Source organism: Hyphomicrobium sp., from assembly GCF_035548195.1.
Classification (GTDB): domain Bacteria; phylum Pseudomonadota; class Alphaproteobacteria; order Rhizobiales; family Hyphomicrobiaceae; genus Hyphomicrobium_B.
Genome location: NZ_DASZTY010000025.1, coordinates 1 through 23,114 on the forward strand (window position 1 = coordinate 1; position 23,114 = coordinate 23,114).

Annotated in this window: 19 protein-coding genes; 16 read left to right on the forward strand and 3 right to left on the reverse strand. The window is 59.2% G+C overall.

Going from position 1 to position 23,114, the window contains the following annotated elements; translation table 11 throughout:
* Positions 1 to 595: GIY-YIG nuclease family protein (locus tag VHB22_RS09550; protein WP_325456744.1), on the forward strand; the 595-nt coding region annotated here is incomplete at its 5' end.
* A gap of 650 nt (positions 596 to 1,245) precedes the next feature.
* Here the strand turns inward: VHB22_RS09550 and VHB22_RS09555 are convergent.
* A complete protein-coding gene (locus VHB22_RS09555; protein WP_325456745.1) occupies positions 1,246 to 4,992 on the reverse strand; it encodes a vitamin B12-dependent ribonucleotide reductase in 3,747 nt (1,248 codons plus the stop codon).
* Between the two features lie 642 nt (positions 4,993 to 5,634).
* On the opposite strand from VHB22_RS09555, the gene VHB22_RS09560 reads away from it, so the two are divergent.
* Positions 5,635 to 6,039, forward strand: a complete 405-nt coding sequence (locus tag VHB22_RS09560; protein ID WP_325456746.1) for an NADH:ubiquinone oxidoreductase subunit NDUFA12 — start codon at positions 5,635 to 5,637, stop codon at positions 6,037 to 6,039.
* 185 nt (positions 6,040 to 6,224) lie between these two features.
* Positions 6,225 to 6,689 carry a DUF2155 domain-containing protein gene (locus VHB22_RS09565; RefSeq protein WP_325456747.1) on the forward strand — a complete coding sequence of 155 codons (465 nt, stop codon included), beginning with the start codon at positions 6,225 to 6,227 and terminating at the stop codon, positions 6,687 to 6,689.
* Positions 6,690 to 6,693: 4 nt separating this feature from the next.
* Here VHB22_RS09565 and hemB read toward each other — a convergent pair whose 3' ends face one another.
* Both hemB and VHB22_RS09575 read right to left on the reverse strand, forming a co-directional pair.
* Entirely contained in the window at positions 6,694 to 7,734 is a 1,041-nt protein-coding gene (gene hemB / locus VHB22_RS09570) for a porphobilinogen synthase (RefSeq protein WP_325456748.1), read from the reverse strand.
* A gap of 91 nt (positions 7,735 to 7,825) precedes the next feature.
* Positions 7,826 to 9,091, reverse strand: a complete 1,266-nt coding sequence (locus VHB22_RS09575; RefSeq protein WP_325456749.1) for an extensin family protein — start codon at positions 9,089 to 9,091, stop codon at positions 7,826 to 7,828.
* Positions 9,092 to 9,137: 46 nt separating this feature from the next.
* Here VHB22_RS09575 and VHB22_RS09580 point away from each other — a divergent pair, with 46 nt between their 5' ends.
* From VHB22_RS09580 to VHB22_RS09640, 13 genes are all read left to right on the forward strand, one after another.
* Positions 9,138 to 10,256 (forward strand): enoyl-CoA hydratase/isomerase family protein, encoded by a 1,119-nt coding sequence (locus tag VHB22_RS09580; RefSeq protein WP_325456750.1) that lies wholly within the window; start codon positions 9,138 to 9,140, stop codon positions 10,254 to 10,256.
* Positions 10,257 to 10,472: 216 nt separating this feature from the next.
* Positions 10,473 to 10,982: a transcriptional regulator LdtR gene (gene ldtR, locus VHB22_RS09585; protein ID WP_325456751.1), complete on the forward strand. Its 510-nt coding sequence runs from the start codon at positions 10,473 to 10,475 to the stop codon at positions 10,980 to 10,982.
* 294 nt (positions 10,983 to 11,276) lie between these two features.
* The gene (locus VHB22_RS09590) at positions 11,277 to 12,623 is read left to right on the forward strand and encodes a L,D-transpeptidase family protein (RefSeq protein WP_325456752.1); all 1,347 of its coding nucleotides are present in this window, start codon (positions 11,277 to 11,279) and stop codon (positions 12,621 to 12,623) included.
* 215 nt (positions 12,624 to 12,838) lie between these two features.
* Positions 12,839 to 14,068: a 5-aminolevulinate synthase gene (gene hemA, locus VHB22_RS09595; RefSeq protein ID WP_325456753.1), complete on the forward strand. Its 1,230-nt coding sequence runs from the start codon at positions 12,839 to 12,841 to the stop codon at positions 14,066 to 14,068.
* 191 nt (positions 14,069 to 14,259) lie between these two features.
* On the forward strand, positions 14,260 to 15,564 hold the full coding sequence (gene glyA, locus VHB22_RS09600) for a serine hydroxymethyltransferase (RefSeq protein ID WP_325456754.1): 1,305 nt from the start codon (positions 14,260 to 14,262) through the stop codon (positions 15,562 to 15,564).
* 481 nt (positions 15,565 to 16,045) lie between these two features.
* Positions 16,046 to 16,570, forward strand: coding sequence for a transcriptional regulator NrdR (gene nrdR, locus VHB22_RS09605; protein WP_325456755.1), 525 nt, complete (start codon positions 16,046 to 16,048; stop codon positions 16,568 to 16,570).
* Positions 16,571 to 16,575: 5 nt separating this feature from the next.
* Complete coding sequence (gene ribD / locus VHB22_RS09610; RefSeq protein WP_325456756.1) at positions 16,576 to 17,700, forward strand: bifunctional diaminohydroxyphosphoribosylaminopyrimidine deaminase/5-amino-6-(5-phosphoribosylamino)uracil reductase RibD; 1,125 nt, start codon at positions 16,576 to 16,578, stop codon at positions 17,698 to 17,700.
* Between the two features lie 2 nt (positions 17,701 to 17,702).
* Complete coding sequence (locus tag VHB22_RS09615; RefSeq protein WP_325456757.1) at positions 17,703 to 18,296, forward strand: riboflavin synthase; 594 nt, start codon at positions 17,703 to 17,705, stop codon at positions 18,294 to 18,296.
* The gene (gene ribB, locus VHB22_RS09620) at positions 18,296 to 19,447 is read left to right on the forward strand and encodes a 3,4-dihydroxy-2-butanone-4-phosphate synthase (RefSeq protein WP_325456758.1); all 1,152 of its coding nucleotides are present in this window, start codon (positions 18,296 to 18,298) and stop codon (positions 19,445 to 19,447) included. Before VHB22_RS09615 ends, ribB begins: the two co-directional genes overlap by 1 nt.
* 7 nt (positions 19,448 to 19,454) lie before the next feature.
* On the forward strand, positions 19,455 to 19,958 hold the full coding sequence (ribH, locus tag VHB22_RS09625) for a 6,7-dimethyl-8-ribityllumazine synthase (RefSeq protein WP_325456759.1): 504 nt from the start codon (positions 19,455 to 19,457) through the stop codon (positions 19,956 to 19,958).
* Positions 19,955 to 20,461 (forward strand): transcription antitermination factor NusB, encoded by a 507-nt coding sequence (nusB, locus tag VHB22_RS09630; RefSeq protein ID WP_325456760.1) that lies wholly within the window; start codon positions 19,955 to 19,957, stop codon positions 20,459 to 20,461. Before ribH ends, nusB begins: the two co-directional genes overlap by 4 nt.
* 31 nt (positions 20,462 to 20,492) lie before the next feature.
* Positions 20,493 to 21,524 (forward strand): thiamine-phosphate kinase, encoded by a 1,032-nt coding sequence (thiL, locus tag VHB22_RS09635; protein WP_325456761.1) that lies wholly within the window; start codon positions 20,493 to 20,495, stop codon positions 21,522 to 21,524.
* Positions 21,525 to 21,750: 226 nt separating this feature from the next.
* On the forward strand, positions 21,751 to 23,106 hold the full coding sequence (locus VHB22_RS09640; RefSeq protein WP_325456762.1) for a L,D-transpeptidase family protein: 1,356 nt from the start codon (positions 21,751 to 21,753) through the stop codon (positions 23,104 to 23,106).
* Positions 23,107 to 23,114 lie beyond the last annotated feature (8 nt).

Here is a 23,114-nt window from a genome sequence, read left to right on the forward strand (position 1 = left end):
GGAAGTGGGAAGTGGGAAGTGGGAAGTGGGAAGTGGGAAGTGGGAAGTGGGAAGTGGGAAGTGGGAAGTGGGAAGTGGGAAGTGGGAAGTGGGAAGTGGGAAGTGGGAAGTGGGAAGTGGGAAGTGGCCACTTGGCAGCTCCTACACCTACCGTCATCCCGGCGCAGGCCGGGATCCGGTCAGTTCAAACCAGGACGACTTGATAGGTTTCCCTCCAATCGTGCATGGTCGGCCGATGGAAGGGATATCCCACATGCGGAGCAAATCACCATGCGTCTATGTTCTGGCGAGCCACCCAAACGGTACGCTTTACATTGGCGTGACGAGTAACCTCTACGCGCGCATGGCCCAGCATGCGCAAAAGCTGATCCCCGGCTTCACCTCGCAATATAATGTGACGCAGCTTGTCTACTACGAGATGCACGAAACGCTCGACCGGGCCATCGCGCGTGAAAAGCAATTGAAAGAATGGCGGCGCCTTTGGGAATTGCGTTTGATCGAGCAGATGAATCCCGAGTGGCGCAATCTTTTTGATCCCCAGACGGGCGAAATCAGCTCCGGTCCATTTGACAAGTCGGAACACTTTTCCGGCTGATCACGTGTTTCAGGCTGCCTGGGTGCCGACCTTCGTCGGCATGACGGTATTGTGAGATCATGATCTCCGCTACCTGTTTCGATCCGGCGTAAGTAAGCCAACAACTTCACGTCATCCGGGCGCACGTTGAAACGCCGCGCGACATCCACCACCGTCATCCCGGCGAAGGCCGGGATCCAAGCAAGCCAAATGCAATCAAGGCGCCACGAGCCATGGCGCCTTGAAGAAATGCCGTAGTGTTTAGACGAGTTTCCCGCTGGATCTCCGAACGCGCATCGCTGCGCTCAGGCATTCGAGGATGACGATGACAATGCGCTCAATGACCCTCGTCTCGGAGAAATCGACGCCCAAGCTCTGTTATGCAAAACCCGCCGTCGACTCTGATTGCAAGCCCCCGTCGAAACATACTCGTTCTTATTCTTCTCATGTGAAATTAGGTTTCTTACCTTCTGAGAGAAACGCGTATCAGTTCTATTTCGAAGCAGCCGAAGGTCATTTCCAGTTGGTCGCAAAGTTCGTTCTAATTCGGGAATGAGGTCGCCCGTACTAATCGCACCTCCAGGCCTCGATGCGGCGCAAATCAGAGCCGGAAGTAAAAGCTGCCGTTCTGTTATAGACATTCAATTCCTTTCCTTTCCGGCTCTCGGCCCTCAACTGCATCCGCTCGTGCTTCCGCAGGTGTCGCACTTTAGGCAGGTGCCGTTGCGGACCATTGTGAAGTTCTGGCACTCGCTGCAGGCGACACCCTCGTAGCCGCGGAGTTTGGCTTCCGAGGCCCTCTGTTTGAAGAGCTCCGACTTCGATAATGCCATGGTTTCCCGCATCTCATCGGCGGTGACCGCAAGCGCATTCGCGCCATGCGTCAGCGTCGAGTCGACATAGCGGGCGCTGACGTCGAAATTTGTTTCGCTTCGAACGTCTCCCGCGCTTGCCGACGATCCGCGCGAATGATGGCTTGTCGTGCGGCTTGCGAGGCGGACGACATCGGCGCCGCGCACGAGGCCCTTCGACACCATCTTCGTCACGCTCTCCGGCAGGTTGAGCGAAAGCTGCTCATCCGTATCGTCATCGCTGGAGCCGAGTCCCGTTTCCCCGACGATCTCGCGCGGATCGACGTGCGCAAGGTCGTGACGGCCGAGATACGACACGGCGAGTTCGCGGAAGATGTAGTCGAGGATCGAGGTCGCATTCTTGATCGTCTCGTTACCCTGCACCAGGCCCGCCGGTTCGAAGCGCGTAAAGGTGAATGCCTCCACGTATTCTTCAAGCGGTACGCCATACTGCAGGCCAAGCGAAATTGCGATGGCGAAGTTGTTCATCAGCGAGCGGAAGGCGGCGCCTTCCTTGTGCATGTCGATGAAGATCTCGCCGACGCGGCCGTCGTCGTATTCCCCCGTGCGGAGGTATACCTTGTGTCCGCCGACAGCGGCTTTCTGTGTGTAGCCTTTGCGACGGCCCGGCAGTTTGTCCCGGCCGCGCGCTTTCTCTTTCTCGACGTACACGACGCGCTCGACGATCTTCTCGACGATTTTTTCGGACACTGTGGCAGTGCGCGCCGCCATCGATTGCGCCATGAGCGTCTCAGCGGCGTCGGTGGCCTCGTCGTCGTCCTCACCCAGGACTTGGCTGTTCAGCGGTTGCGATAGCTTCGAGCCGTCCCGGTAGAGGGCGTTGGCTTTCAGCGCCAACTTCCACGACAGCATATAGGACTGCTTGCAGTCCTCGACCGTCGCGTCGTTCGGCATGTTGATCGTCTTGGAGATCGCTCCCGAGATAAACGGCTGCGACGCCGCCATCATGCGGATGTGGCTCTCGACCGAAAGATAACGCTTGCCCTTGCGCCCGCACGGGTTGGCACAATCGAAGACCGGCAGATGCTCAGTCTTGAGGTGTGGGGCGCCCTCAAGCGTCATCGCTCCGCAGACGTGCTCGTTGGCTGTTTCGACGTCGCGCTTCGAGAAGCCAAGGTGTGCGAACAGATCAAACGCCGGATCGGAAAGCTTGTCTGCGGGCACGCCGAGCTTGCCGGTCAGGAAGTCATCGCCAAGTGTCCAGCGATTGAAGACGAACTTGATGTCGAACGCGGTCGCGAGACCTTTCTCGATCTTGGCAAGTGCGTCGTCCGTGAAGCCCTTGGCCTTGAGCGTCGCCGTGTTGATTGCCGGAGCTTGCGCAAGCGACCCATGTCCGACCGCGTAGGCTTCGATTTCCGCGATCTCGCTCTCGCGATAGCCGAGGGCGCGAAGAGCTTCGGGTACCGACTGGTTGATGATCTTGAAATAACCACCGCCTGCCAGCTTCTTGAACTTCACGAGTGCGAAGTCGGGCTCGATGCCGGTCGTATCGCAGTCCATGACGAGGCCGATTGTGCCGGTCGGCGCGACGACGGTGGCCTGCGCGTTGCGGTAGCCGTGATTTTCACCGAGATCGAGTGCGCGATCCCAGGCACGCTTGGCGGCTTCGCCAAGCCGCGGGTCTTTCAGCGAGGCGTGGTCGAGTGGCACCGGTGCGGTTGCAATTTTCTCATAACCGCTGGCTTCGCCCATTGCAGCGCGGCGATGATTGCGCATCACACGCAACATATCCTGAGCATTCGGCTCATAGCCGGGGAAGGGGCCAAGCTCAGATGCCATCTCGGCGCTCGTCGCGTAAGAAACGCCTGTCATGATGGCCGAGATCGCACCGCAGATCGCGCGCCCTTCGGCGGAGTCGTAGGGAATTCCGGCCGACATCAACAGGCCGCCGATGTTCGCAAAGCCAAGACCCAGCGTCCGGTAGCGGTAAGAAAGCTCCGCGATCCTACGCGATGGGAACTGCGCCATCAGCACTGAGATTTCGAGCACGATCGTCCACAAGCGGCAGCCGTGCTCGTAAGATTCAATATCAAAGGATTTGTCGTCGCGCCGGAAGCGCAAGAGGTTGAGCGAAGCGAGATTGCACGCCGTGTCGTCAAGGAACATGTATTCGGAGCAGGGGTTCGATGCGCGGATCGGTCCCGACTGCGGGCACGTATGCCAATCGTTGATCGTCGTGTGGAACTGGATGCCGGGATCGGCGGAAGCCCACGCTGCGTAGCCGATCTGCTCCCAAAGGTCGCGAGCTTTGATCGTCTTCGTGATCTTGTTGCCGATCCGCGACGTTAGATTCCAGTCTCTGTCTTCCGAGACGGCATTGAGAAATTCGTCGGTTACGCGCACGGAGTTGTTCGAATTCTGCCCCGCAACCGTCAGATAAGCTTCGCTGTCCCAATCGGTGTCATAGGTATCGAACGCAATGTCCTTGTAACCCTGCCGCGCAAACTGAATGACGCGCAGGATGTAATTTTGGGGGACTCCGTCGCGCTTGGCTTCGCGGATCGCCTGCTTGAGCTTGGGATTCTTCAGGGGATCGAAGCACGCGTCGCCTTCCGCTTCGCAGTTGACGCAGGCCTTCATCACCGTTTTCAGCCGCTTCTGGCAGATCTTCGATCCTGTGACGAGCGCCGCAACCTTCTGCTCTTCCTTCACCTTCCAGGTGATGTATTCCTCGATGTCCGGATGATCGACATCGACGACGACCATTTTTGCCGCCCGCCGTGTCGTGCCACCCGATTTGATCGCGCCGGCGGCACGATCGCCGATCTTCAGGAAGCTCATCAGTCCCGACGAACGGCCGCCGCCGGAGAGCTTTTCATTCGCGCCGCGGAGAGATGAGAAATTCGAGCCGGTGCCGGAGCCGTACTTGAAGAGACGCGCCTCGCGGACCCAAAGGTCCATGATGCCCCCCTCGTTGACGAGATCGTCGCCAACCGACTGGATGAAGCAGGCATGGGGTTGCGGGTGCTCGTAAGCCGACGACGACTGCACGAGCTCGCCCGTCTGGTAGTCGACGTACATATGTCCCTGGCCGGGTCCGTCGATGCCATACGCCCAGTGCAGACCGGTGTTGAACCACTGCGGCGAGTTCGGCGCCGCCATCTGCATCGCGAGCATGTAGCGAAGTTCGTCGAAGAATGCTTGCGCATCGTCTTCCGACGAGAAGTAGCCGCCCTTCCAGCCCCAATACGTCCAAGTGCCGGCGAGGCGATCGAAGACCTGACGGGCATCGGTCTCGCCGCCGAAACGCTCGTTTTCCGGTAGTTCGGCAAGAGCGGCGTCATCCGGCGTGGAGCGCCACAGCCACGAGGGTACCTGTGTTTCTTCGCAGCGCTTTAGGCGTCGCGCAACGCCGGCCTTACGGAAATATTTCTGCGCCAGGATATCCGCTGCAACCTGACTGAAATGCTCGGGGACATCGAAGCCTTTGAGACTAAAGACGACAGAACCGTCTGGATTCTTGATCTCAGACGTCGCACGCCGGAACGGGATAGAGGCATAAGGAGAAAGGCCGGCTTTCGTGAAACGCCGTGTGATCTTCATGTGAAAGTGCCCCCGAAATTGCGCGGCAAGCGGAATCATCCGCCAGCCGTATGTGATGTGTTCGCGTCAGCACCGGTCCCTGCACCCGGCACATCCGTGGATCGAAACGCTTGACGATGAAACCGCTACTCAGGCCACAGTTTCCCGCGGCGGCGAAGCAAGCCAAGAGGCCCCTTCGCCGGCTCCTGCCGGCCAAACTCGGTGATTGCGACGAAGACTTTCGCGCTTACGCATGAACGCTACGGAACAGCTGCGATGACGTCTTCAACCGATCTCGGATGGGTCGTCTTACGAATGTCGCAACGCCCGTAAGGCTAAGAGATTCGACGAGCGACGGACAAGGGAAATTAAATAGATGTTGGGGTGGCAGCGACAACAAACACTAGATCTAGTGGTGTGAACAACTTCCAGCCGGATGATCGTATTGCCGTAGAATATTCGGGATTTTGGGGGTGCCGACAGATCGAACCGGTGTGGACGAAGCTGGATTTCGCCATTTTGGCGCCCGTGCTCGACCTCAGCTTAGTGCGATTCCGCCCTGCGTCTGTTGCGCGTCTGCATCGGCGCTCTGGCGTCTGGACATCAGAGCCAGACTGCCTCTAATGCGTTCAAGCACGAGCGGCGGGAAAAGGATGGCCAGGCATGAGCTTATTCAGTGAGATCTTCTCCTGGTGGGGCGGCAACACCTGGGGGACGCGCTTCTTCACGTGGCGCAAGGGCCGCTTCGTCGGCGACGATGAGTTCGGCAATCGCTACTATATTCAGAGGAGCGGAGTCGGACCGCTCGGCGTCCCCGCGCGCTGGGTCACATATGCAAAACTGTCGGAACCGAGTCAGGTGCCGCCCGAATGGCACGGTTGGCTGCATTATACCGTCGATACGCCGCCGAGCGAGGAGCGCTATAAGCCGAAGCACTGGCAAAAGCGCCACCAAATGAATCTGACCGGCACGCCTGAGGCATACCACCCGAAAGGCTCGATCCTCGGCAACGGCCCGCGCGCAAAATCAACCACCGATTACAAAGCATGGCGTCCGCACGGATCGTGAAATCAGAAAATTGCCTGTTTTCTGTATCAACTAGCTGGCGAAACGGAACGATCCGCCAATTGGACCCGATTTTGAAACGATCTTCGCCTTCACGATCAGATCGCGCTTCGCGACCGCCCAAACCTGTTTCGCGGTGGAAACGAGGCGGGCTGATCCTCTGCGCGTTCTTTATTGCGAGCGCTGCGATGCCTGCGCAGGCGGATCGCATCGAAAACGAGGTCGCGGTTTTTTCGGCGCTCGATAAGGTTACAGCCCGAATTTCCAAATTCGAAGTCGAACTCAATAAGACAGTTACGTTCGGTGCGCTCCGGATCACGCCTCGGGCGTGCTACTCGCGTCCGCCGACCGAAGAACCGAAGACGGATACCTTTGTCGAAATTGATGAGACACAGCTCGATGGCTCGGAGAAGCGTATCTTCACAGGATGGATGTTTGCCGAAAGCCCCGGCATCTACGGCCTTGAGCATCCGACCTACGATGTCTGGCTGACGAAATGCGAGAAGCCGAGCCGAACGGTTGCCGAGGATAATCCAAACGCGACCACCGTAGCCCCGTCTGACAATCCAAGTCGCGCGGCCGCCGCCGGCGCCAATCTCCCGGCTGAGCGGATCCCTTCCGAACAGGACTTCCGCCGCCGCGTGAGGCGCTAGCGACCTACCGTCGGAGCAACTGAGCCGCTTTGGGCGCGAAATACGTCAGTACTCCCGATGCGCCGGCCCGCTTGAATGCCAGCAGGCTTTCGAGCATCGTCTTGTCGGCGTCCAGCCAGCCTTTTTCGAATGCGGCGGCGAGCATCGCGTATTCGCCAGATACCTGATAGGCGAACGTCGGCACTTTGAACGTTTCCGACACGCGTTGCACGAGATCGAGATAGGGCAGCCCCGGCTTCACCATCACCATATCGGCGCCCTCGGCGAGATCGAGCGCGACCTCGCGCAATGCTTCGTCCGTGTTTCCCGGGTCCATCTGATATGTGCGTTTATCGCCCTTGAGAAATCCCGACGAGCCGACGGCATCGCGGAATGGCCCGTAAAAGGCGCTCGCGTATTTGGCAGCATAGGACATGATCTGCGTGTTGCGATGCCCTGCCGCTTCGAGCGCGGTGCGGATCGCCCCGATGCGTCCGTCCATCATGTCGGACGGCGCCAGCACGTCGGCGCCTGCCTCGGCTTGAACGAGCGCCTGCTTGATCAGCGCGGCATTCGTTTCGTCGTTGACAATTTCGTCTCCGACCAGAAGCCCGTCGTGCCCGTGGCTCGTGTAAGGATCGAGCGCGACGTCGAGGATCACGCCGAGATCGAGGTTCGCCGTCTTGATCGCGCGGGTTGCGCGGCAGACCAAGTTGTCGGCATTGAAAGCTTCGCGGGCATCTTCCGAGCGTTTCGCCGGATCGGTGAACGGAAAGAGCGCGATCGCCGGAATGCCGAGAGCAACCGCTTCCTTGGCCGCTTCGACGATGAGATCGACGCTCAGCCGTTCGACACCCGGCATCGATGCGACCGGCACGCGCTTGCCTTTGCCTTCGACGACGAACATTGGCCAGATCAGGTCGCTCGTGGACAATCGGTGCTCGGCGACAAGTTCGCGCGACCACGGCGATTTGCGGTTTCGGCGCATGCGGATCGCTGGAAACCGGCCGGCAGCCGGAGCGGCCACTTGATTTTCGGAAATGGGTGGACGTGAACGGATCGACATCGAAGACTCTGAGCCTCAAAGAGTTTTGCGACATTGCGCACGCTCGCTGGCAGAGCGCAAGCCATGCGACGCATCGCAGTGATGCGCACAGTTAATCGCAGATTTTCTTGTACTTCCGGACGGCCATATCGACATGAAAATGATTGCGATGGTCGGCATTTGCTTCGGGCCCGAGTGTCGTTCCGAAGATATGGCATGCGGCTTCATGCGCCTCATGCAAGAAGGCTTCGACCTCGGGGTCGGGCGGAGGTTTGGTTTGTTTCGGTGCGGCGGGATGCGTTTCAGGGGCGGTTAAGTCCGCAGATTCTGCGCCGGGCAGCGTGACGGTAATCTTCGAGGTGTGGTTTTCGCTCTCCGCGTGGGCGAGCCCAGTCGCGGGCGCACCAAGCTTCGAGGCTGTTGCTACGGGAGGCGGAGTTTTCGGCGCCGGACCATGCGCTCGTTTAGCTTGAGCGGCCTTCTCGGCAGCGGCCATTTCCGCCGCCTTTTTCTCCGCCGCCGCTTCGGCGACGATCTCGCGTTGAGATTTTCCCCAATCGTCTAGGACTGAAGCCGTTTTCGCCGACGCGGTAATGAAGGTGCCGATGTCGACCGCATTGGCCAGGCCATGTTCGCTGAGCCGTGTCGATTTTCGTCGATAGGCGTTGCGGCACGAATAATCGCTCATCGTTTCGATCTTGACGATCGGCCCGCCAAGATGTTTGCGCGCCGAGGGCTGCACATCCAGTTCAAGCCAGGTCACCAGCGCTTCGGCGAGATCACAGCGGACGATGGGTGCGGGCGAGAGCGACACAGGCGGATTTTCTCCGATGCTCAAGAGCTCGACAGGAGCAGGTGCTCCACATGCGCCATGTTTGATCGGTGCATGCGCGATGGCGACGGCATGGATGCGTTTCAAAATCTCGTCGCAATGCGTCTTGGCTTCGGCGATTTCTGCATCCGTCCAGGTGTTCGGATGCGGTTTAGGAGCGTCTGCTTTGGTCTTGTCCGCAGGTTTCGAGGGCGGCATCTTCGGATCCGATGGACCGTCCTTGCCGGGGGCGGCTAGAATTTTGCGATGTTTCGATGTTGCGTGAGCCGATGCAGATGGCGCAGGCTTATGTTTCTTCCTTTTTGCCTCGGCGGCGTTGCTTGCGACAAGAGGAGCCATCGCCAGGGCTATGAGGATTGCCGCTCTCCGGCCAAAGTCGCGCACAGGCTTGTCCTCCCAGCATCGATAGACCGGAGCATTGCGCACATACTTGACGAATCCGCGACGAAGGGACAAGCGGCACAACAATCGAGATGGCGGTATCGGCATCATCGGACATTCGAGCGCCGGATCGCCATAATGCGTGGTGATACAATCCAAAGCCACATGGACCAGGCCGCTCTGTGTCAGACGAAAAGCGATTGGGAACGCAGTGAACGAACATAACGCTCAAACTACGACGCCGGTGTCGGATGATCCGCAGCCGAAGATCGTTCTCGATCGTTCGCGCGCGGTTCGTACGATCACGCTCAATCGTCCACGAACATTGAATGCGCTTGATCGCGAGATGTGCAAGATCGTGGCCGATGAGATTCCGCGCATCGCGCGCAATCCCGATATTTACATCGTGACACTGCTGTCGAGCAGTCCGAAGGCGTTCTGTGCCGGCGGCGACGTTCTCGCGCTGACAGCTGAGGCCGAGCGCGACATCGAAAGCGCGAAGGCCATCATGCGTGCCGAGTACGAGCTCGATTGGCTGCTCGAATGTTTTTCCAAGCCAACCGTGTCATTTATCGACGGCATCTGCATGGGATCGGGAGCCGGGCTGACAGCTTACAACACGCATCGCGTTGCCGGAGAGAACTACAAGTGGGCGATGCCCGAAGTGAAAATCGGCCTGTTCCCGGATGTCGGAATCGCAAACGTTCTGGCTCGCTTGCCCTGGCCGATCGGGCTTTACCTCGGCCTGACGGGCAGAACGATCAGGCGTGACGATGCGCAATGGCTAGGTCTTATAACCCACTGCATCGCATCATCGCATTTTCCGGGAATCCTCGCGAAACTCGCAGATGCAGAGCCTGTAGATCCTTTGCTCGATGGCTTGAATGAAATTCAAGGCGAAGGCCCGTTGCAAAAGGACGTCGGGCTTATTCGCGATCATTTCTCGCATGAAACATTATCCGAGATCTTTCGTTCTCTCATAAAAGCCGAGGCGGCCGGTTCAGAGTGGGCGCGCGATACGCTGACGGGCCTTCGCAAAAGTTCGCCTGTTTCTCTCGCCATTACGGACCGACATATCCGAAATGCACGAACTCTCGATATCCGTGAGACGCTGATCGAGGATTATCGATTGGCTGTTCGATGTCTTGAGAATCCGGATTTCTTCGAGGGCGTGCGCTCTGCTCTGCGCGATAAAGATGGCGCGCCGAAATGGTCGCCTGTGCAATTCGAAGCTGTCACGACTGAAACCGTCGAGAGCTATTTCGCGCCTCTCGGTAAAAGCGAATTGACGCTCGCGAGCCGGGTGGAAATGCAGGCCGCGCGCGTCTGATTTCGAATATTGCTTATCGACAATTTTATTGTGCGCGTTATCGCAATCTTGACCATGTTGGCAATCAAGGCTGGGCTCTAGTTAATATATCGTTCCAAAGTCACCCCGGTACTATTCTTTTACTATATCTATTTAGGCGAAATTCAGGGCTTCGCGTTATCTATTTGTCAAAACCCGGGGCAAACCGGGTGGCGTCAAACAGTGTGAGGCAGCGTTATGAACCTAGCGTATGAAGTGGCGCGTCAGCGCGCGCCGGTGCAGGAAGAAGGCTTTCGCGGCGACTATTTGCAGGCGTTGCGTCTGATCGAACGACTCCACCGTCTCCTTCTCGACGTCATCAAGGACGAGTTCGATCGTCAGGGCGGTGCCGAGCTCAATAGCGTTCAAGCGTTGTTGCTTTACAATATCGGCGAAAGCGAATTGACGGCCGGTGAGTTGAAGACGCGCGGCTATTATCTCGGCTCGAACGTCTCCTACAATCTCAAGAAGCTCGTCGATATGGGCTATATCCACTATAAGCGTTCCGATACGGATCGCCGCTCGGTGCGTGTCAGTCTGACGGAGAAAGGCCATGAGGCCCGGGATATCGTCAGCAAGCTGTATTTGCGCCAGCTCGGTTCGGTGCAGACGGTCGGTGAAGTTTCGAGCGATGATGTCAAAGGCCTGAATAAAGCGCTCGTTCGCCTTGAGCGCTTCTGGTCGGATCAGATTCGCTACCGTCTCTGATCGGTTGCCGAACTGGCCCCCGGCCAGGACGATGTGATTCGTGAATTAAAGGGCCGCTCCACTAATGCGTGGGAGTGGCCTTTTTCATGCGCTCAGCCGATTTCGACCGGAAAATGTTGCAGGCGGGGCGCGCGAATCTCAAAAACAGGCCAAAATCGGTGTGAAAAGGCTCGTGCCGCGTGTTGCGCAATCCTAGAGTAGGCGCGAGTGGTCCGGGCAATTCATTAACCATGCGCCGGCCATCGCACCGGCGCAGCCGGACCGACAGAGCAGATGCGGGCATAGGGTAGGGAAATGACGGCACGTGGATCGACCCCGGCAATCGACTTTGCGCAGCGTGCCGCACGCGCACTCCTGGCGACCATGCTTGCGTTGGGCTTCATCATTGCATCGGGTGCCGGATGTCTCGGCTTCGGACGCGCTGCAGCGCAAGATACCGCGTCGATCCAATTCGGACCCGTTGGACCAGGGCCGGGCACCGCGACGGGTGGCTACGACAACAGTTTCGTTCGCGATTGGGAGGCAAACCCGCCAAAGGGCTTCGCCACGCTTTCGAAGGCGAACATCGCCGCGACCAAGTCGGCGGTGAAGCGTTACACCGAGATTGTCGCCCAGGGCGGTTGGCCGCAGCTTCCTGTTCCGCCGAACAGGACGCCGCGGAGCAGTCTCCTGCAGTACGGAATTACGGATGCTTCTGTCGCGCTGCTCCGGAAACGGCTCGCAGTATCCGGCGATCTGACTGACGGCAATACCTCGTCGACCTACTTCGATTATAGCGTCGAGAAGGCTTTGCAGCGGTTCCAAACGTCGAACGGGCTGAGCCCGACCGGGCTTGCCGATAAACGGACTATCATGGCGTTGAACGTGCCAGCCGACGTCCGCCTGAAACAGTTGAAGGTCAATCTCACGCGCCTGGAACAGGAAGTCCCTAAGACGTCCAAAAAATACGTGGTCGTCAACATTCCGGCGGCGCAAATCGAGGCCGTGCAGAACGGGCGCATCGTGGCGCGCTATGCCGGGGTCGTGGGCAAGCCGGATCGTCCGACACCGCTGCTGCGCACGCCAATAACGGATCTGAGCTTTAATCCAGTCTGGCGTTTACCTCCGACGGTGATCTCGCAAGACCTTATTCCGCGTGGTCGCGAGATGCAGGCAAAGGGGCAGAATGTTCTATTAAAGTTCGGGATCGATGCCTATGCCAACGGCAAGAAGGTCGATCCGACGAAGATCAACTGGGAAAAGGTGAAGCCGGGCACCTATTCGTACAGTCAACAGCCGGGCAAGGAAAACCCGCTCGGATTTCTAAAAATCAACTTCAATAGCGCGCATTCGGTCTATATGCACGATACGCCGTCGGATCGGATTTTCGGCCGCAACTTCCGCTCGGAAAGCTCCGGCTGCATTCGTGTCCACAACATCGAAAATCTGGCAGCGTGGCTTCTCGAGGGGCAGAGAGGCTGGGACGCCGAACGAATCGCATCGATGAAAACGACGGGAGAGCGCCTCGACCTGCGCTTGAAAAGGTCGGTGCAGCTTCTCTTCGTTTATATTAGCGCCTGGGCGACTGCGGATGGCGTCGTACAGTTTCGCCGCGACATTTACGAGAAAGACGGCGTAGGAGAGGTCGCGTCGAACTATTGATGCAGCGCATCGGGAAAGTTTGATCGTAATCCGGGGGGCTTCCGGCGAAAATCGAACCTAAAATCAGGTAATTTTAGAGAAAGCAGCCGCCGAGCTTTCTATCTGACGAAAATTTCACGTAGATGCGCGACGAATGAGCACTGGCTCTTTGCTCCGAGCCAAGCCATAAGGGTTCTAAAATAACGAACGTCGTGCAGTGGGAGCGGAACCGTCTGATGACTTATGAGCAGAAGCTCGCAGATGCCCTCGATGCCGTAAAACGTGAGGGCCGTTACCGCACTTTCGCGGACGTAAAGCGTCGCCGGGGCGCATTTCCCAAAGCCGACGTCGTAAAGGGTGTCGCTGTCAAACCGATTACGGTCTGGTGCTCAAACGATTATCTCGGCATGGGCCAGCATCCCGACGTTCTCGCGGCGATGCACGAAGCCATAGACAGCGTAGGCGCGGGCTCGGGTGGTACTCGCAATATCTCTGGCACAACCCACTATCACGTCGAGCTAGAGCACGAGCTTGCCGATCTTCACCAGAAGGAAGGCGCACTCGTCTTTACGTCCGCCTTCGTCGCCAATGAGGCGGCGCTCTCAACTCTCGCTCAGCTTCTTCCGGGCTGCGAAATCATCTCGGACGAAAAGAATCACGCGTCGATGATCGCGGGTATCCGCAACGGCCGCGGCCCGAAGCACATCTTCCAGCACAACGATCTCGCCGACCTGGAGACCAAGCTTAAAAAGATTCCGCGCGAGACGCCGAAGATCATCGCATTCGAGAGCGTCTATTCGATGGACGGCCACATCGCTCCGATTGGCGGTATTTGCGATCTTGCTGAAAAATACAATGCCCTGACCTATCTCGACGAAGTCCACGCTGTCGGTCTTTATGGTCCGCGCGGCGGCGGCGTCGCCGAGCGCGACGGTGTCATGCACCGCATCGACATTATCAACGGCACGCTGGCCAAAGGCTTCGGCGTTATGGGCGGTTATATCGCCGCCTCGCGTACGATCTGCGATGCCATCCGGTCCTATGCTCCGGGTTTCATCTTCACGACGTCGCTGGCCCCGGCTATCGCCGCTGGCGCCCTCGCGTCGATCCGGCATCTTAAGACCAATGCGCTTCTGCGCGAGCGTCACCAGGAACGTGCCCGTGCCCTGAAAACCCGCCTGACTGTCGCCGATATTCCGGTGATGTCCGGTCCGAGCCACATCGTGCCGGTTCTTGTGGCCGATCCTATCCGCTGCAAGGCGCTGACCGACGTGCTGCTCGACCGCTATGGGATCTATGTGCAGCCGATCAACTATCCGACGGTGCCGCGCGGGACGGAGCGGCTGCGGCTGACGCCCTCACCGCAGCATACGGACGCCGATATGGAGCATCTCGTCGGGGCTCTCAAAGAGCTCTGGTCGCAGTGCCCGATGGCGTTGATGGAAAGCCTCGCCGCCGCCGAGTAGTGGGGCGTGGGATTACCTACCCGAGCCCGATCGCCAAGCAAGGGCATGCCGCGCCTATATTACGCGGGTTTGACGCGATTGAGGGGGAGTTGAGTCCTGGCGTCTCGGCTCGTACTATGGTTGAAAGTGGCAGCCGGCGCTGAAGCCGTATGCCCCGGTTCTAAAAATCATCCCTTTTCAGAGGAAAGCCTATGTCGACCGCACCGGCCGCTGGAACTTCGCAGACGTCGCGCTTTTTCAAGGCGCACGTTTCAGAGACCGATCCCGAGATTTTCAGCGCCATCCAGAAAGAGTTTGGCCGCCAACAGCATGAAATCGAGCTGATCGCGTCGGAAAATATCGTTTCCCAGGCGGTGCTCGATGCCGCTGGATCGGTGCTGACAAATAAGTATGCGGAAGGCTATCCTGGGAAGCGCTATTACGGCGGCTGCCAGTATGTCGATATCGCCGAAGAGATCGCCATCGACCGTGCCAAGAAGCTGTTCAATTGCGGCTTCGCTAACGTTCAGCCTAATTCCGGATCGCAGGCCAACCAGGGTGTTTTCAACGCGCTTGCTAAGCCCGGCGATACGATCCTAGGCTTGTCGCTCGCGGCAGGCGGGCACCTGACGCACGGCGCGCCCGTCAACCAGTCGGGAAAATGGTTCAATGCCGTTCACTACATGGTGAAGCCTGATACGCACCTCATCGATATGGACGAGGTGAAGAAACTCGCGCACGAGCACAAGCCGCGCATCATCATTGCCGGCGGTTCGGCCTATCCGCGCAAGATCGACTTCGCTGCATTCCGCGCGATTGCTGACGAAGTCGGCGCGGTCTTCCTCGTCGACATGGCGCATTTCGCGGGCCTGGTTGCTGCAGGTCTCATTCCGAGCCCGTTCCCGCACGCTCACGTTGTTACGACGACGACGCATAAGACGCTGCGCGGTCCGCGCGGCGGCATGATTCTGACCAACGATGAAGACATCGCGAAGAAGGTCAACTCCGCGATCTTCCCGGGTATTCAGGGCGGCCCGCTGATGCATGTCATCGCTGCGAAGGCTGTCGCCTTCGGTGAAGCGCTGCGTCCCGACTACAAGGTCTACATCAAGAACGTCATGGACAACGCCAGGGCGCTTGGCGAAGTCATGGTGCAGAACGGCTTCGCGCTCGTTTCCGGCGGCACCGATACGCACCTGATCCTGGTCGACCTCCGTCCGAAGAAGATTACGGGCAATAAGGCCGAGAAGTCTTTGGGCCGGGCGCACATCACCTGCAACAAGAACGGCATTCCGTTCGACCCAGAAAAGCCGATGGTAACGTCGGGTATTCGCCTGGGTTCTCCGGCCGGAACGACGCGCGGCTTCGGTGTTGCCGAGTTCCAGGAGATCGGTCGTCTCATCTCGGAAGTTCTCGACGGTTTGGCGAAGAACGGCGAGGAAGGCAACGCCGAGGTCGAGGCCGCGGTCAAAGCCAAGGCGACAGCGCTCTGCAACCGCTTCCCGATTTACGCTTGAACCGAACGCCGAGTTTGATGGATCCAGGAGCGCCGGACATAGTTCGGCGCTCTTTTGCTTTTGGCCCTCTCACAAATCCTAACGTCATCCCGGCGCAGGCCGGAATCCAGTCAACCCTCGGCAGACGAGATGATGACGCTTGTCTAGGTGCCGACCTCCCGTCGGCATGACGGCCCTTGGGCGGCAAAACTACCCGTTTCCGCTGGCCATCGCCGCCAAAGTCGACGTCTGCTGCGCGATCCAATGCTTGAAGCCTTGGACATCCGACGCGGCAGCGAAAAAGCTCACGATCGCGCGCGTGACAAAAAAAGGAAAACGTTTTCATCCTGAAACTTTCCTATTGTTGAAAACCGTCCGATAGGTCATGTCGGCGATGTGCGTTGCGGCCGGAATCTGGCTTGTGGTTAAGAAAAAAGCTGTCCCGCCGGAAACAGGGATGGACCGTCCCGGCATGAAGCCGGCGATTGCGAGGAGTTGAAGGATGCGCTGTCCGTTTTGCGGAAGCGAGGATAGCCAAGTCAAAGACAGTCGGCCGTCGGACGAGAATGCGGCCATCAGGAGACGCCGCGTCTGTGCCGATTGTGGCGGGCGGTTCACGACATTCGAACGCGTTCAGCTTCGAGAGCTGACCGTCGTCAAACGGTCCGGCCGCAAGGTTTTGTTCGACCGCGACAAGCTTTCGAAATCCATTTCTGTCGCCTTGCGCAAACGCCCGATCGAGCCCGAGCGGATTGACAGGCTTGTTTCCGGTCTCGTGCGTCAACTCGAAAGCTCTGGCGAAACCGAAATCACCTCGGCCGAAATCGGCGAACTTGTCATGGCGGCTCTTCGAGAGCTTGACCCCGTGGCCTACGTCCGCTTTGCGTCCGTTTATCGCGATTTCCGCGATGCCGCCGATTTCCACGCTGTGCTCCGCGAGTTGGCCGCCGACACGCGCGACCCTCTCGACATCGTCGAGCGGTTTAGTTCTGATCGCGACGAGGCAGCGATCCAGAAGAAGCATTAAAGCCGATGCCGGAGACTAAAAGCAGCGCCTTCGACGCCGAAATGATGGCGATCGCGCTGCGCATGGCGGACCGTGGTCTTGGCGCGACGATGCCCAATCCGTCCGTCGGCGCGGTCATCGCCGATGAGGCGACGGGAGAGGTTTTGTCTCGCGGTGTCACGGCGAGAGGTGGCCGTCCGCATGCTGAGACGGTCGCGATTGCCGCTGCAGGTGAACGCGTGCGCGGCGCCACGATATACGTAACGCTCGAACCGTGCTCCCACTACGGAAAGACGGGACCGTGCGCGGAGGCGATCATTGCGGCGGGGCTGAAACGCGCAGTCGTCGCAATCGAAGATCCGGACCCGCGCGTTTCGGGGCGCGGCCTCGACCGTTTGCGCGATGCGGGTATCGAGGTCGTGCGCGGCGTCGGAGCCTCCGAGGCACGCCGGATCACGCGCGGGCACATCGTCCGTATTACCGAGCGTCGTCCGTTCACGACGCTGAAGCTTGCGCTCGATCCGTCTGGGGAAATCGCACGCGGCAACGGCGTGTCTCCCGTCTGGGTCACAGGAGAGATGTCTCGTGCGCACGGCATGCTGCTGCGCGCGCGTCACGATGCGATCCTCGTCGGAGGCGCAACGGTTTGCGATGACGATCCGGAGCTGACGTGCCGCCTGCCGGGCCTCCTGGATCGCTCGCCCGTTCGTATTGTGCTGTCGCGTTCGCTCGACATTCCGACGGGTGCGAAACTCGTCCGAAACGCTGCGAACGTCCCGACGTGGATTATGACGGTTTCGGAAAGCGATCCGCAAAAACGAACGCAGCTGACATCCCACGGCGTTGAAATTCACGACGTCGCCGCGGTGGGCGGCACACTTTGGTTACCTTCGATCATGGAAACGCTTGTCTCGCGCGGGATCACGCGGCTTCTGGTCGAGGGCGGACCGAGGATATGGCGCGCCTTTGCGGATGCTGCACTCGTCGATGAAGTGATCCTTTATATGGCCGGTGCCGCCCCGGATGATGAAGCTTTGGCAGCGGTGGCGCGGCAGCACGGTCCTGTGGCGCTTTCGCTTGTCGACCGGCAGGTCATGGGAACTGATACGATGTGGCGGCTGCATCGCGTCACGCCAAAGGAAGGACATTAGAGATGTTCACCGGATTGATCACCGACGTCGGCGAGGTCATCGGTAAATCCGACGGGACGTTTAGGCTTCGGACGGCTTATGCGCTTCGCCCCGAAGACGCGGGCCTGTCGATCTGCTGCAATGGGGTATGCCTGACGGCCACCTCAATCAAGCCGCTCGCCCAGGGTGCGGAATTTTCCGTCGATGTCTCCAATGAGACGGCCGGAAAGACGACGCTTGCACACTGGAAGCCGGGCAGCCGTGTCAATCTGGAGCGATCGCTCAAGGTCGGGGACGAGCTTGGCGGCCATATCGTCTCAGGGCATGTCGATGGCATCGCCACAATCGTCAGCATTACCCCCGATGGCGCCAGCAAGCGCTTTCTTTTCGAGGCGCCGGAGCATCTTTCACGATATATTGCGCCCAAGGGATCGGTGGCGCTCGACGGCACGTCGCTGACCGTAAATGAGGTTTCGGAAACGCGCTTCGGCGTCAACCTCATTCCGCACAGCTTGACGGTCACGACCTGGGGCGCGAAAAACGCCGGCGATCAGGTGAACCTCGAAGTGGACGTTTTTGCCCGCTACGTCGCTCGCCTTATGGAGTTTCGTATCTGATGTCGGGCTCGACCCACCTGGAAGCCGTGCCGAGCGGCACCGTCCTTTCGCCGATCGAGGAGATTGTCGAAGAGATGCAGAATGGCCGGATGGTCATTCTCGTCGACGCGGAGGATCGCGAGAACGAAGGCGACCTGATCATCCCTGCGCAGATGGCAACGCCGGACGCCGTCAACTTCATGGCCAAATTTGGCAGAGGGCTCATCTGCCTGTCGTTGACGCAAGCACGCGCCCATGAGTTGAACCTCGATTTCATGGTCCGTACGAACGGTTCGCGCAATCGTACCGCATTCACTCAATCGATCGAGGCGCGTGAAGGCATCTCCACCGGGATTTCGGCCTTCGACCGGGCGCGAACGATCGCGACCGCCATCGATCCGACAAAGGGTGCGAACGACATCGTTTCGCCTGGTCACGTCTTTCCGCTTATCGCCCGTGAGGGCGGTGTGCTTGTTCGCGCGGGTCACACCGAAGCATCGATCGACCTTGCGAAGCTCGCCGGTCTCAACCCCGCGGCCGTCATTTGCGAGGTTATGAACGACGACGGCACGATGGCGCGCATGGCGGACCTTGCGCGCTTCGCCAAGGTTCACGGTCTGAAGATCGGCGCGATCGAAGACTTGATTGCATACCGGCTGAAGAACGATCGTATCGTCAAACGCGTCGCCCGGACCGAGGTCGAGACGGCATCTGCCGGCAGCTTCGACCTCTATGTCTACGAGACGACCTCAGAGCCGGCCGAGCACCTGGCCCTTGTAAAAGGTAACATTGCGAAGGGCGGGCCCGTCCTCGTGCGCGTACACGCAATCAATGTTCTCCACGATGTCCTCGGTGTCGGCGGGCACGGCGATTCCGGATCGGCGATCGATCAGGCGATGCGCGCCATCGATGCGGAGGGTCGCGGCGTCCTCGTTCTCATTCGCGACCTGCGGCCAAAATCCGTATCGGAATGGGTTGCGCATCGGGAGCTGCCTAATGCAAAGAGAGAGCTCAGCAAAGAGCGCCGTCAGGTCGAAATCGGCATTGGCTCGCAAATCCTTTCCGATCTCGGCGTGAAGGACATGGAGCTTCTGACGACCTCGCCACAGCACGTGTATGTCGGTCTGGAGGCGTTCGGATTACGCGTCACAGGCACACGAAAGATCGAGTAGCACCAACATGGTTCAGAAACCGCAGAGCGCGCCTCAGCAAGAGAAGAGCGCGCATCATCTTCGTGCGCACATCCTGATGATCGAAGCGCGATATTACGAGGATATTTCCGATCTTCTGGTCGAAGGCGCGATCGCGGAATGCGGGCAGCGCGGCATGACTTACGAGCGCATCGTCGTACCGGGTGCGCTCGAAATCCCACAGGCCCTCGCCGCCGCGGCGGCTGCACGGGCGGCAGGCCGCACGACCTTCGACGGAGCGGTCGCCCTCGGATGCGTCATCAGGGGCGAAACGGCTCACTATGACGTCGTCTGCGACAACGCTAACCACTGGCTGATGGAGATCGCGATCCACAACGAAGTGCCGGTCGGCAACGCTATTTTGACTGTCGATACGCATGCACAAGCCGTGTCTCGCGCGCAGGGCGGTGTCAAAGGCAAGGGCGGCGATGCGGTCCGCGCCTGTGCGCGGCTTATCGAAACGAAACGCGCCTTCTGGGGAGCGTCGGCATGACGGCCGAGGAAAAGCCAAAGCCGAACGACATCACGGCGCGCACCGCGGCGCGCATTGCGGCGGTTCAAGCACTCTATCAGATGGACCTTGCGGGAACCGACCTCAACGACGTCATCGCGGAGTTTCTGAACGAGCGCCTGTCGGGTGACAATCGCGATGAAAGGCTCGCGGGAGCCGACCGCGTGTTCTTTGCCGACATTCTTCGCGCCGTTGTGCGCCGCCAGCGCGAGATCGATCCCATCATCGACGAACAACTCGCGATCGGCTGGAGATTGGTTCGCGTGGACTCAATCCTTCGTGCGATCCTAAGGGGCGGGGTTGCCGAGCTTCTCGATCGCTTCGACGTCCCGGCGCGTGTTGCGATCAGCGAATACGTCAACGTCGCGCGGGTCTTCTTCGATGATGATGAGCCCCGCGTCGTCAACGGCGTGCTCGATAAGCTTGCGCGCCGCCTACGGACAAGCGAATTCGAACGGAAGCCCGCTACGCCATCGTCATCGTGACAGCATTCGGCGTACGGCAGGACAAACAAAGATGCCGACGAAGCCGATCCAGGAAGGCGCAAAACGCGAAGATCTGAGCCGCGTCACGAGTGAAACCGACCTGGTGCAGACCTATCTTGCCCCGTTGGCGGATGGCATGCCAGGGGCTTTCGGTCTTGCAGACGACGCCGCACTTGTTTCCTCGGATCCAGGAACGGATTTGGTTTTCAGCACCGATCCGATTATCGCAGGCGTCCATTTCTTTCCCGACGACCATCCGCGCGACATTGCCTGGAAGGCGCTTGCCGTGAACGTCTCCGACATCGCGGCCAAGGGCGCGCGGCCGACCGCTTATCTTATGACGCTCGCATTTCCCGAAGCGCCGCTCCGATCCTGGATGGCGGAGTTTGCGCATGGGCTCGCCGAAGCACAGACCGAGTTCGGGTGCCGCCTCATCGGCGGCGACACCGATCGTATGACCGGACCGTTATCGATCGGCGTTACGATGATTGGCACATTACCGTCCGGCACATTTGTGAAGCGGCACGGGGCTCGATCTGGCGATCATGTCTTTGTCACGGGCACAATCGGAGATGCCGCGCTGGGTCTTGCGCTCCGGCGCAATCCTGCGCTTTTTTCTGATGCGCTGTCGGCTGACGACAGAAGGTTTCTGATCGACCGCTATCTACGGCCGCGACCGCGGTATGCGCTCGCCCCTGTACTCAGAACTTACGCGACAGCGGCGCTCGATATCTCGGACGGACTGTTGAAAGATCTGACGCGGCTTGCGGGAAACGCGGGACTGGTGCTGCGGTTTCCGGCGATACCGCTCTCCCGCGCCGCTCGCAAAGTCTTGGCCGCCGATCAACGGGTGTGCGACGCAATTCTTGGGGGCGGTGGGGACTATGAGCTTCTGGCTGCCGTTTCCCCGGATCGGAGTTCCGCCTTTGCCGAAGGTGCGCGAGAAGCCGGGATCGATATCCACAACATCGGCATGGTGGACGGAGCGGATATTCACGTTCTTGATGCCGACGGAACAAAAATCGGGCCTCGGGAATTCGGCTACGATCACTTTTCGTCGTGAGGGGCATGACGGGCGGCGGGATTGCAACACAGGTTTGCTTTCTTGAAGGCGCGGCGATGTGCAGAGCTTGGTAAGATGTCACGCTTTGGCCATATGGCTCGTGCCACCTACAAGTGGCTGAAATGGCACGCGGTGTATTCGCCGATCAGCGCGAGGCACTGGAATTGGGCCTCCGAAACGTTCACCAAAGACATCGACACGAGCCAATAGAGGCGGGGCCGGCGGAATGAAGCTTTCACGTTCGACAGCGCGACTTTCGGGTTCTTTCCTGAAGGGGGTCGCCGTATTGGCGACGGCTCTTTCCTTTCAAGTCTGCCCGCAGTTTGCGTCCGTGGGGCATGCTCAACTTAGCATCTGGGATCAGCTTCAAGGATCTTACGGCGACTCCGCATCGCCTCGCGTCGTCAAGCCTGCGCCCCTCGACGACCTCCGTCCCGATTCAACGCCCTGGCGCAGCGACGTCATGCTCAACGCGCTCTTTGCGGCCATCGATCGGTACCAAAAGATCGTCGATAATGGCGGATGGCCGACAGTACCTCCGGGGCGCATGATGCGTGTCGGCGACGATGATCCGCGCGTCCCGATTCTTAGAAAGCGCCTGCGGATCACGGGCGACCTTCGCGGTGGTGGCGGATCCTATTTCAGTTCCGAAACGTTCGACGATGCGTTGGAAGAGGGTATGAAGAACTTCCAGCGGCGGAACGGTATTCGCGTCACGGGGCGTGTCGAGCAGTCGGTTTATCCTGTTTTGAACGTAAGCGCACAAGAACGGTTGGCTCAATTGAAGCTCAACCTACAGCGGCTGCAGAATCTGATGCACGGTGTCGAAGACCGGTACGTGCTCGTCAATATCCCCGCGTTTCAGCTCGAAGCTGTCAACAAGTACGAAGTGCAATTGCGCCATCGCGTGATCGTCGGCCGCCCCGAGCGTCAGACACCCGAAGTGCGCGCCATGATCAAGGCACTCAACTTTTTCCCTTATTGGCGGGTGCCCGAGAGTGTGGCGACGCTCGACCTCATTCCGCGCCTGAAGCATGAGCCGGGTTATCTCGAACAAGAAGGGATACGCGTTTATAACGGCTACAATGGACCCGAGCTCGATCCGAAGACGATCGATTGGAATTCACCTCAAGTCGCGAGCTATAAATTCAAGCAGGATCCCGGCGAAAAGAATGCACTCGGGTTGCTTCGTATCGATATGTCGAACCAGTATGGCGTCTATATGCACGACACGCCGATGAAGAATCTCTTTGACCAGCAGAGCCGTCCGTTTAGCGCCGGTTGCGTCCGCGTGCAGAATGTCTTCGATCTCGGAGATTGGATCGCGCATTACGAGCCGGGCTGGGAGCAACCGGGCCGCGTACGCGCGACGCTGGCGGGCGGACAGCCGATGGAATTGAAACTCACGCATCCGATACCGGTTTATTTCGCTTACATCACTGCGTGGGCCGAGCCGTCGAGCGGTCTCGTCGAATTCCGCCCGGATATCTACGGCCGTGACAGTGCCGCCGTGCGCACGGCTTATCAACGCGATAACGACGACGCGCCTCCGCCGACGGCGGCGGCTGCGTTGGCGCCCTGAGGCCGAAC

Coding starts and splice junctions, on each gene's coding strand:
- VHB22_RS09555 (WP_325456745.1), bottom strand. CDS start 4,992: ATGAAGATCACACGGCGTTTCACGAAAGCCGGCCTTTCTCCTTATGCC.
- VHB22_RS09560 (WP_325456746.1), top strand. CDS start 5,635: ATGAGCTTATTCAGTGAGATCTTCTCCTGGTGGGGCGGCAACACCTGG.
- VHB22_RS09565 (WP_325456747.1), top strand. CDS start 6,225: ATGCCTGCGCAGGCGGATCGCATCGAAAACGAGGTCGCGGTTTTTTCG.
- hemB (WP_325456748.1), bottom strand. CDS start 7,734: ATGTCGATCCGTTCACGTCCACCCATTTCCGAAAATCAAGTGGCCGCT.
- ldtR (WP_325456751.1), top strand. CDS start 10,473: ATGAACCTAGCGTATGAAGTGGCGCGTCAGCGCGCGCCGGTGCAGGAA.
- VHB22_RS09590 (WP_325456752.1), top strand. CDS start 11,277: ATGACGGCACGTGGATCGACCCCGGCAATCGACTTTGCGCAGCGTGCC.
- hemA (WP_325456753.1), top strand. CDS start 12,839: ATGACTTATGAGCAGAAGCTCGCAGATGCCCTCGATGCCGTAAAACGT.
- glyA (WP_325456754.1), top strand. CDS start 14,260: ATGTCGACCGCACCGGCCGCTGGAACTTCGCAGACGTCGCGCTTTTTC.
- nrdR (WP_325456755.1), top strand. CDS start 16,046: ATGCGCTGTCCGTTTTGCGGAAGCGAGGATAGCCAAGTCAAAGACAGT.
- ribD (WP_325456756.1), top strand. CDS start 16,576: ATGCCGGAGACTAAAAGCAGCGCCTTCGACGCCGAAATGATGGCGATC.
- VHB22_RS09615 (WP_325456757.1), top strand. CDS start 17,703: ATGTTCACCGGATTGATCACCGACGTCGGCGAGGTCATCGGTAAATCC.
- ribB (WP_325456758.1), top strand. CDS start 18,296: ATGTCGGGCTCGACCCACCTGGAAGCCGTGCCGAGCGGCACCGTCCTT.
- ribH (WP_325456759.1), top strand. CDS start 19,455: ATGGTTCAGAAACCGCAGAGCGCGCCTCAGCAAGAGAAGAGCGCGCAT.
- nusB (WP_325456760.1), top strand. CDS start 19,955: ATGACGGCCGAGGAAAAGCCAAAGCCGAACGACATCACGGCGCGCACC.
- thiL (WP_325456761.1), top strand. CDS start 20,493: ATGCCGACGAAGCCGATCCAGGAAGGCGCAAAACGCGAAGATCTGAGC.
- VHB22_RS09640 (WP_325456762.1), top strand. CDS start 21,751: ATGAAGCTTTCACGTTCGACAGCGCGACTTTCGGGTTCTTTCCTGAAG.